The 7,290-nt window shown below is 47.1% G+C and carries 6 protein-coding genes; 3 read left to right on the forward strand and 3 right to left on the reverse strand.

The annotated features are described in order from the left end of the window. Positions 1-16: 16 nt before the first annotated feature. A complete protein-coding gene (locus tag G519_RS0125405) occupies positions 17-3,646 on the reverse strand; it encodes a DNA polymerase III subunit alpha (RefSeq protein ID WP_029197082.1) in 3,630 nt (1,209 codons plus the stop codon). A gap of 124 nt (positions 3,647-3,770) precedes the next feature. Between G519_RS0125405 and G519_RS0125410 the strand changes: the two genes are divergently transcribed. The 3 genes from G519_RS0125410 to G519_RS0125420 all read left to right on the forward strand — a co-directional run bounded on the left by G519_RS0125410 (position 3,771) and on the right by G519_RS0125420 (position 4,979). Continuing rightward, positions 3,771-4,103 carry a YtrH family sporulation protein gene (locus G519_RS0125410; protein WP_029197083.1) on the forward strand — a complete coding sequence of 111 codons (333 nt, stop codon included), beginning with the start codon at positions 3,771-3,773 and terminating at the stop codon, positions 4,101-4,103. After that, a complete protein-coding gene (locus G519_RS0125415; protein WP_029197084.1) occupies positions 4,100-4,591 on the forward strand; it encodes a hypothetical protein in 492 nt (163 codons plus the stop codon). The genes G519_RS0125410 and G519_RS0125415 overlap by 4 nt, the downstream gene beginning before the upstream one ends. 94 nt (positions 4,592-4,685) lie before the next feature. Then, positions 4,686-4,979, forward strand: a complete 294-nt coding sequence (locus tag G519_RS0125420; RefSeq protein ID WP_029197085.1) for a YtpI family protein — start codon at positions 4,686-4,688, stop codon at positions 4,977-4,979. Here G519_RS0125420 and G519_RS0125425 read toward each other — a convergent pair. Together G519_RS0125425 and G519_RS0125430 are read right to left on the reverse strand one after the other, a co-directional pair. Continuing rightward, the gene (locus G519_RS0125425) at positions 4,976-6,304 is read right to left on the reverse strand and encodes a DRTGG domain-containing protein (protein WP_029197086.1); all 1,329 of its coding nucleotides are present in this window, start codon (positions 6,302-6,304) and stop codon (positions 4,976-4,978) included. The genes G519_RS0125420 and G519_RS0125425 overlap by 4 nt on opposite strands. A gap of 179 nt (positions 6,305-6,483) precedes the next feature. Next, complete coding sequence (locus G519_RS0125430) at positions 6,484-6,762, reverse strand: hypothetical protein (RefSeq protein WP_029197087.1); 279 nt, start codon at positions 6,760-6,762, stop codon at positions 6,484-6,486. Positions 6,763-7,290 lie beyond the last annotated feature (528 nt).

Genomic DNA, 7,290 nt, shown 5'->3' on the forward strand with positions numbered 1-7,290 from the left:
GCGGAGGATGCCATCTTTATTTCACTCTGACCGAATCTTTACCCATGATGGTCTCAATCATACGGAACAAATCCTTCGAAGGATCGACCAAATATTGGTCGCTCAGGGCCAAGAGCTTGTTGCTGCTTTCGTAGAAAAGCGCAACCGCGAGCTGGCCCTTATGCAGCTTCAGCAGCGCCTTAAGCTGCAGCAGCTTATCCGGCTGCTCGCAGTCAGCCGAGATCTTGACGAACACCCGCTGCGCCTTCGGCTCCGCAGCGTTCCCGCGCGCCGGCTGCGCCGAAGCGCGGGACTCCTGGCGGCCCGCCGCAGGGGCCGCCTGTGTGACAGCGGCGGCGCTGCGTGCGCCGCCTGAGCTGGCAGCCGCGCGCGCAGGCCGATCGCTGACTACGTCAACGGATCGCCTATGCGCCCCTGGCTGCCGGCGAAGCCGCTGGACACCCGCAGGGTCGTCCAGCGCGACAAGCTGCTCCGCGAGCAGCTTGGGCGGGTCCTCGTCCTGAAGCTGCAGCTTCGCCCGGACGAGGACGAGTCTGCCCTTCTGCACGAGCGGAGCCGCATTCTTCCAGGTCTCGGGGAACAATACCACCTCGACCTTATCGATGCGATCCTCCAGCTCCATGAACGCCATCGGCTGCCCCTTCTTCGTGACGATCGTCTTATTGGAGAGGATCATCCCGGCTACAAGAACCTCGCTGTTATCTGGCAGCTCGGCTAATTGATGAAGCATAACCGCTTCCATCTCACCCAGCTGCTCCGCATAGGCATCAAGCGGATGTCCAGATATATACATGCCGAGAAGTTCCTTCTCGAGCTCCAATTGTTTGCTCTGCGGCATCGGAGGTATGTTCGGAACCTCGACCTCCCAGTTAGGTTCTTCCACAAATCCGAAGAGGTGAAGCTGCAGATCGTCCCGTTCCTTGCGCCATTTGGTTGCAGAGGCGATGGTTTCATCGAGAATAGCCATCAGCTGAGCGCGATGCCCGCCTAGAGTGTCAAAGGCTCCACCTTGAATGAGCGATTCAATTACTCGCTTATTACATACGCGCAAATCAACTCGTCGGCAGAAATCAAGCAAGCTTTCGAACTGTGATTTTTTTCTCTCATTAAGAATAGCATCGATTGCTTGAGTGCCTACATTCTTAATAGCAGCAAGTCCGAAGCGGATCGCCCCGGCTGCTGGGTCCGGTGTAAATACCGTTCCGCTGCCATTAACATCAGGCGGCAGCACAGCCAATTTCACCCGCCGGCATTCATCCACATATTCAGCTACCTTCCTATGATTCCCCATGACAGCCGTTAACATAGAGGCCATAAAATAAATCGGATAGTGCGCCTTTAAATAAGCCGTTTGGAAGGCAAGTACCCCATATGCCGTTGCATGCGCACGCGGGAAACCATAATCGGCAAAACGCACGATCATATCATACACATGATTAGCCTCATCGGCGTTAAAGCCTTGACGTAAGCTGCCCGAAACGAAATGTGCCCGTTCTTCATCCAGCACTTCCCGCTTCTTCTTGGACACCGCTCGTCTTAACAAATCTGCTTCGCCTAAGCTGAAACCTGCCATTGATGAGGCAATTTGCATAATTTGCTCTTGGTAAACGATAATGCCGTACGTATCCCGAAGGATAGGTTCTAACGTTGGGTGTGGATAGACGACTTCCATCTGTCCGTGTTTCCCATAAATGTACTTAGGTATAAACTCCATCGGACCTGGACGGTACAAGGCCACAACGGAAATAATATCTTCAAACACAGAAGGCTTCAAATCCTTCAGCACTTTGCGACAACCTGTGGACTCCAACTGGAAGACGCCTGTCGTTTCTCCCTTACTGAGCATCCCGTAGGTTAAAGCATCCTCGTCCATATCCAGCTTATCAAAGTCGAGACGTACGCCTTCCATTTGCTCGATCCATGCGACTGATCGTTCGATAATAGACAGTGTGCGCAAGCCGAGGAAATCCATCTTCAACAGACCGATGGCCTCCAAATGCTCCATCGTATACTGAGTAAGAGCTGTCTGAGCCGTGCCTTCCTGGAGAGGGACATACTGCGTTAAAGGTTCTCTGGAAATGACAACCCCTGCAGCATGCGTTGAAGCATGGCGCGGCATGCCTTCAACACGCATCGCCATTTCAAGCAACTCCGCCGTCTTCGGCTGTCTGGCGACCAGCCCCTTTAAATCAGAGCTAACCTGCAGTGCTTCCGATAAGGTCATCCCTAATTGATTCGGTATCGCCTTGGCCGCACGGTCAACATCCCCATAGGGGACATTTAATACGCGTCCAACATCCCTAACCGCAGCTTTGGCCGCCATCGTCCCGAAGGTAATAATTTGCGCGACATGCTCGTGCCCATATTTGGCAACTACATAATCAATGACTTCATCTCGGCGTTCATCGCTAAAATCGATATCAATATCCGGCATCGTAATCCGCTCTGGGTTAAGAAAACGTTCAAACAGCAGCTTATATTTAAGCGGATCCACATTCGTAATACGCAGTACATAAGCCACTAGACTTCCAGCAGAAGATCCCCTGCCCGGTCCAGTCATGATACTCTTTTCGTGCGCAAACCGAATAAAATCCCATACGATCAAGAAGTAATCGGAAAAACCCATTTTCTCAATGACACTGAGCTCATAAGCTAGACGTTCTTCTGCTTGCCGCCGCAGCGGTGAATCCGCAGTATGCCACTCAGCTTTAGCAGAGTAACGTTGTTCCAGCCCTTGCACACAGAGCTCTCGCAAATATTCTCCGGCTGTGAGGTGCTCTGGAATCGGACGAAAGCTAGGCAAAATCGATTTACCGAACGTAAGTTCTAGTTCACAGCGTGAAGCTACAACGCTCGTATTCGTAAGCGCTTCGGGGACATGGACGAATAAACGTCTCATCTCCTCCTCGCTTTTCAAAAACATCTGACTTGTCCCCATCTTAAGCCGATCGGTGTCCTCCACCGTTTTGCCTGTTCCAATACAGATGAGAATGTCCTGCATCACATGGTCCGGCTCTGTCACATAGTGCACATCATTCGTGGCAATAAGCGGGATACCGGTTTCTTTGCTCAGCTCGATCATCGAGGCCATTACTTTTTTCTGCTCAATCATCCCATGATCTTGAATTTCCAGAAAGAAGTCATCACCGAAAATGTCACGATAACGCTCAGCTGCTTTTTGGGCTTCATCGTGACGATTGTGCAGCAAATGCTGGGAAACCTCGCTGCCTAAGCAAGAGCTTAGACAAATAAGCCCTTCTGAGTGCTTGGCTAAATGTTCCAAATCGATACGCGGTTTATAGTGAAAGCCCTGTAAATGTCCAATTGAACAGAGCTTCATTAAATTTTGATAGCCTTGAAAATTTTTGGCTAGCAGGATGAGGTGATAGATCGGCTGTTCCTGTCTAGTCCCTTTGTCACGAATTGAACCTGCTGTGAAATAGACTTCACAACCAATAATTGGTTTAATGCCTCGCTGTTTGCAGGCTTTGTAGAAGGCAATGGCTCCGTACATGACACCGTGATCCGTCAATGCCAGAGAGGTCATGCCAAGATCAGCCGCTCGGGAAACAAGCTCCTCCATACGTGCCGCACCGTCTAATAAACTGTATTCACTATGAACATGCAAGTGGACGAACGAACTCATCAGCATGTCCTCCCTTCTTTCATTTAATTCCTTATATTTTATCATATTGGTGCTAGGCATTCCCATACATTAAGTATAGAGAGTTTGTCCTCATTAACTTAGCTGGAAAGGAAGCGATAAGGACATGTATGTCTTTTGGGCAAATATTATCGTATATTTCTGTATTGCATTCGGGGTCGTATTTGGAGGCAGCATGTTAAGTGGAATAGCAGCCGTGCTCACGCTTCAATCACCTACGGAAAAAATGATGACCATTGCAGAAAACATTAAAATCTGGGCCATGGTAGCTGCAGTTGGCGGCACGATTGATCCGATACGCTATATTGAAAGCCATGTAGCTATAGGGCATTTGAATCCCGCTATTAAGCAAATCGTTCTGATTATTGTGGCCTTTATTGGCGCTCAAATGGGCACTTCACTCATTCAAATGATCTGCAAAGGGGGCAATCAGCCTTGAGGATCCCTCCTTTTGCCCGATATCAACGTCTGCTTTCGAGCTTAGGACTGATGCTTTCGGGAGCCATCATTGGGAGCGCGGTCTATATGAGCATTCATCAATATAACTACACGCAGCTATATGTGGAGATGCATAAATATTTGCAAGAAAATCGAGATTTGCGTGCCGATATCGACAATTTAAACAAGACAAAAAATAAGCAATCCTTAATTAATGTCGTCAACGTACATTTGGTTCCGAAAAATCAGGAAGAACTCATTAGTGAAGATATTCAGAAAGAAATTGAGAGCGATATTAAGAGCGAGCTCAAGCTCGTCATCGGTCAAAAAGCTACATACGTAAAGGATGCTCAACCTCTCTATGAGAAATTGATCACCCAAAAGACCTACATTTTGCATGATAAAAAATATATCGTTGAAGTGAAATCGATCGTGTTAATTCAGACTGAATTGACGGTTTGGATTACAGCCCAAGAGAAACGAACATGAAGCATTGGCAAGATTTAAGCGAGATGTGATTGCAATCTCCTCCTAAAATCGCTAAAGTTAACAGTAAACTTGCTTAAAAGGACGGATTAACCACATGTTCGCGATTCAAATCACTTTATTCTCTCTTATTTGCCTGCTGCTTGCCTTATCCGTGTATTTCAGCTTTCGGGCGCGCCGTGAAAAGGAAACTGCCAAACGCGGTCTCTACTCGGCTCGCATGAATATTTGCATGGGTTTGATGCTCGTTCTGATTGCCATCACCCAGATCTTCTTCTTTAGTGAATCCAGCTTTCGCCGAATCTTCGGCACCGTGTTGGTCCTGCTAGGCCTGTTCAACTTATTCGCCGGCATTCGCAATCACGGGCACTTCGATCGCATGCTGCGTTAAATGACTTGAGCGGTTAGCATCGCTTTGGAAACCAAAGTCCCAGCATGATAAATTTCTACATCAATTTTGCCAAACTTACGGCTCACCTCAATGATGGTGGGTCGTATTTCTATTTTGGAGTCAATTTGCAGCGGTTTTAAGAAATAGGTCGACATGTTGTCCATGACGAGATCCCCTTTCTTATGTTCCTGGACGATGCGGTAAGCCGCTTGGGTCATCAGTGTTGTAAGAACACCTTCCGATACCGTCCCCAAATGATTCGTCATCTGTGGTGTAATAACGCCATGAAACTGCAGCGTCCCCTTCTCATCCCTGACTTCTTCCAGTCCGGACCAGATTAAATCCTCAAATGTTTCACCATTCTGCGGCTGCTTCTGAATATACTGCATGGCTTTCAGCACATCACTGCGATTAAGCACGCCTAGGATTTTGCGGTTTGCATCCACGACGGGCAGCAGTTCAATACCTTCCCACACCATCATATGGGCTGCTGATGCAACCGATGTTTGGGGTGTTACAGTAAGCGGATTACGCGTCATAAGCTTATCTACCGTTTGTAGAGAATTAGCCCCCACCATATCCTTAGAGGTCACAACACCGATAATTCGGTTCCACTCGTCTACAACAGGAAAACGGCTGTACCCTGTATCCTCGGACATGCGCTGCCAGTCCTTCAGAGTACTATTTGCCTTTAGGGCATATAGGGAAGCGCCTGATGCCAGGATGTCTTCGACAAGCATAATCTTCTTTTTGATCAAACGATCGTATATGGCTCTATTAATCATGGAGGCAACTGTAAATGTATCGTAGCTGCTCGAAATAATGGGTAGCTCCAGTTCATCTGCAAGGACTTTCACCTCGGTACTGGTGTTAAATCCCCCCGTAATGAGTACGCCTGCACCTTGTTCCAATGCACAGATATGGGCACGGTTGCGGTTACCAACGATAAGCAGGCTGCCTGCCTCAATGTATCGCATCATAGCATCCTGTTCCATCGCGCCGATCACGAATTTGTGCAGCGTCTTATGGAGTCCGCGCGAACCACCTAGCACTTGCCCATCGACCATATTCACGACTTCAGCAAATGTGAGCTTATCAATGTTCTGCCGCAGTTTCTTCTCGACTCTTACGGTTCCGATTCGCTCTTTGGTCGAGACCAGACCTTGATTCTCAGCCTCTTTGATAGCTCGATAAGCCGTTCCTTCGCTGACTTCCATGTTCTTGGCAATTTTGCGAACAGAGATCCGGCTGCCAAGCTTCAAGCTTTCAATATAGCGCAAAATCTGTTCATGCTTCGTTAACGTATCCACGGATTGTGTATCCAACTGTTACACCTCACTCGCTTGTTCCTGTATTACTCTGTACTACTAGTATAATCGTTCCAAAGCGCAAGAACAATGAGATCAGCCTTTCCTAAATAAAAAATCCAACCCTATTGGATTGGATGCTTTATTTGTATTATAACAAACATACGTTCGTTGTCAAAATGGAAATCTCTTCTTGGCTACTTGCGAAACTGCAGAAGTTTCCGGCGACCTTGAACAAGCTGCTCCAATTGCCATTTTTTCATCCGATTGATGCGGTTCATTTCTTTGCGTTTCTCTTCATCTACCCCAAGTATTTGATGCAAGTGAGCGGCTGTCACAAGCAGGGCCATCATGACCCAGATGATACTGAACACCATCGGCAGCGACCCTACATCTCGAAACTCCAATTGCGGAACGGAGTAAAATAGCATGCCTAACGCTAAGCTCATGTAGACAACATTTTTAAAGCCTTTCAAACTGATCACTCCTTTCGCTTTAGATAAAAAAGAACCTATCTCATCCTAATTTCATTGTATGAGACAAGTTCTTTTTATATGTTCAAAGCGAAAGATTAAGGCTTAGAGACTGTCGGTTGATTCACAACTGGTATTCATAACTCCATACGATTTTAGCGTCATTCAGCTTTCGTAAGGGCAGATGGGCTATCGTTGTTACCAATGTTGTATTTTTTACATTACCGATGCAAAATAGCTGACATGATCAGTAAGTCTTCACGTATAAATACAATTACTTAAATATATTGTATTTATTACCATTTTGTTTTTCTGGGTACAAGCCAAAAAAGTAAAGACTACAGAAAATGACGCGTTTTTACCATTAATTTACATTTTATTCTTGTGTCTCCGCTATTCTCTCACTATGATGCGCTGTGAACTTAGCCGTTCTTTTGTCTTGCTCGTCTTCTGTCGACCCTTTGAAGTTCTACTTGGCGGGCGAAAGACAGCATTTACAAAGTTAGACCAGCTATCATAGAAATAGATTCG

Source organism: Paenibacillus alginolyticus DSM 5050 = NBRC 15375 (assembly GCF_000422905.1).
GTDB classification, from domain to species: domain Bacteria; phylum Bacillota; class Bacilli; order Paenibacillales; family NBRC-103111; genus Paenibacillus_E; species Paenibacillus_E alginolyticus.

What these genes read in the sequence shown, in the direction of transcription:
- G519_RS0125405 (WP_029197082.1), bottom strand. Translation starts at nt 3,646, where the DNA reads ATGAGTTCGTTCGTCCACTTGCATGTTCATAGTGAATACAGTTTATTA.
- G519_RS0125410 (WP_029197083.1), top strand. Translation starts at nt 3,771, where the DNA reads ATGTATGTCTTTTGGGCAAATATTATCGTATATTTCTGTATTGCATTC.
- G519_RS0125420 (WP_029197085.1), top strand. Translation starts at nt 4,686, where the DNA reads ATGTTCGCGATTCAAATCACTTTATTCTCTCTTATTTGCCTGCTGCTT.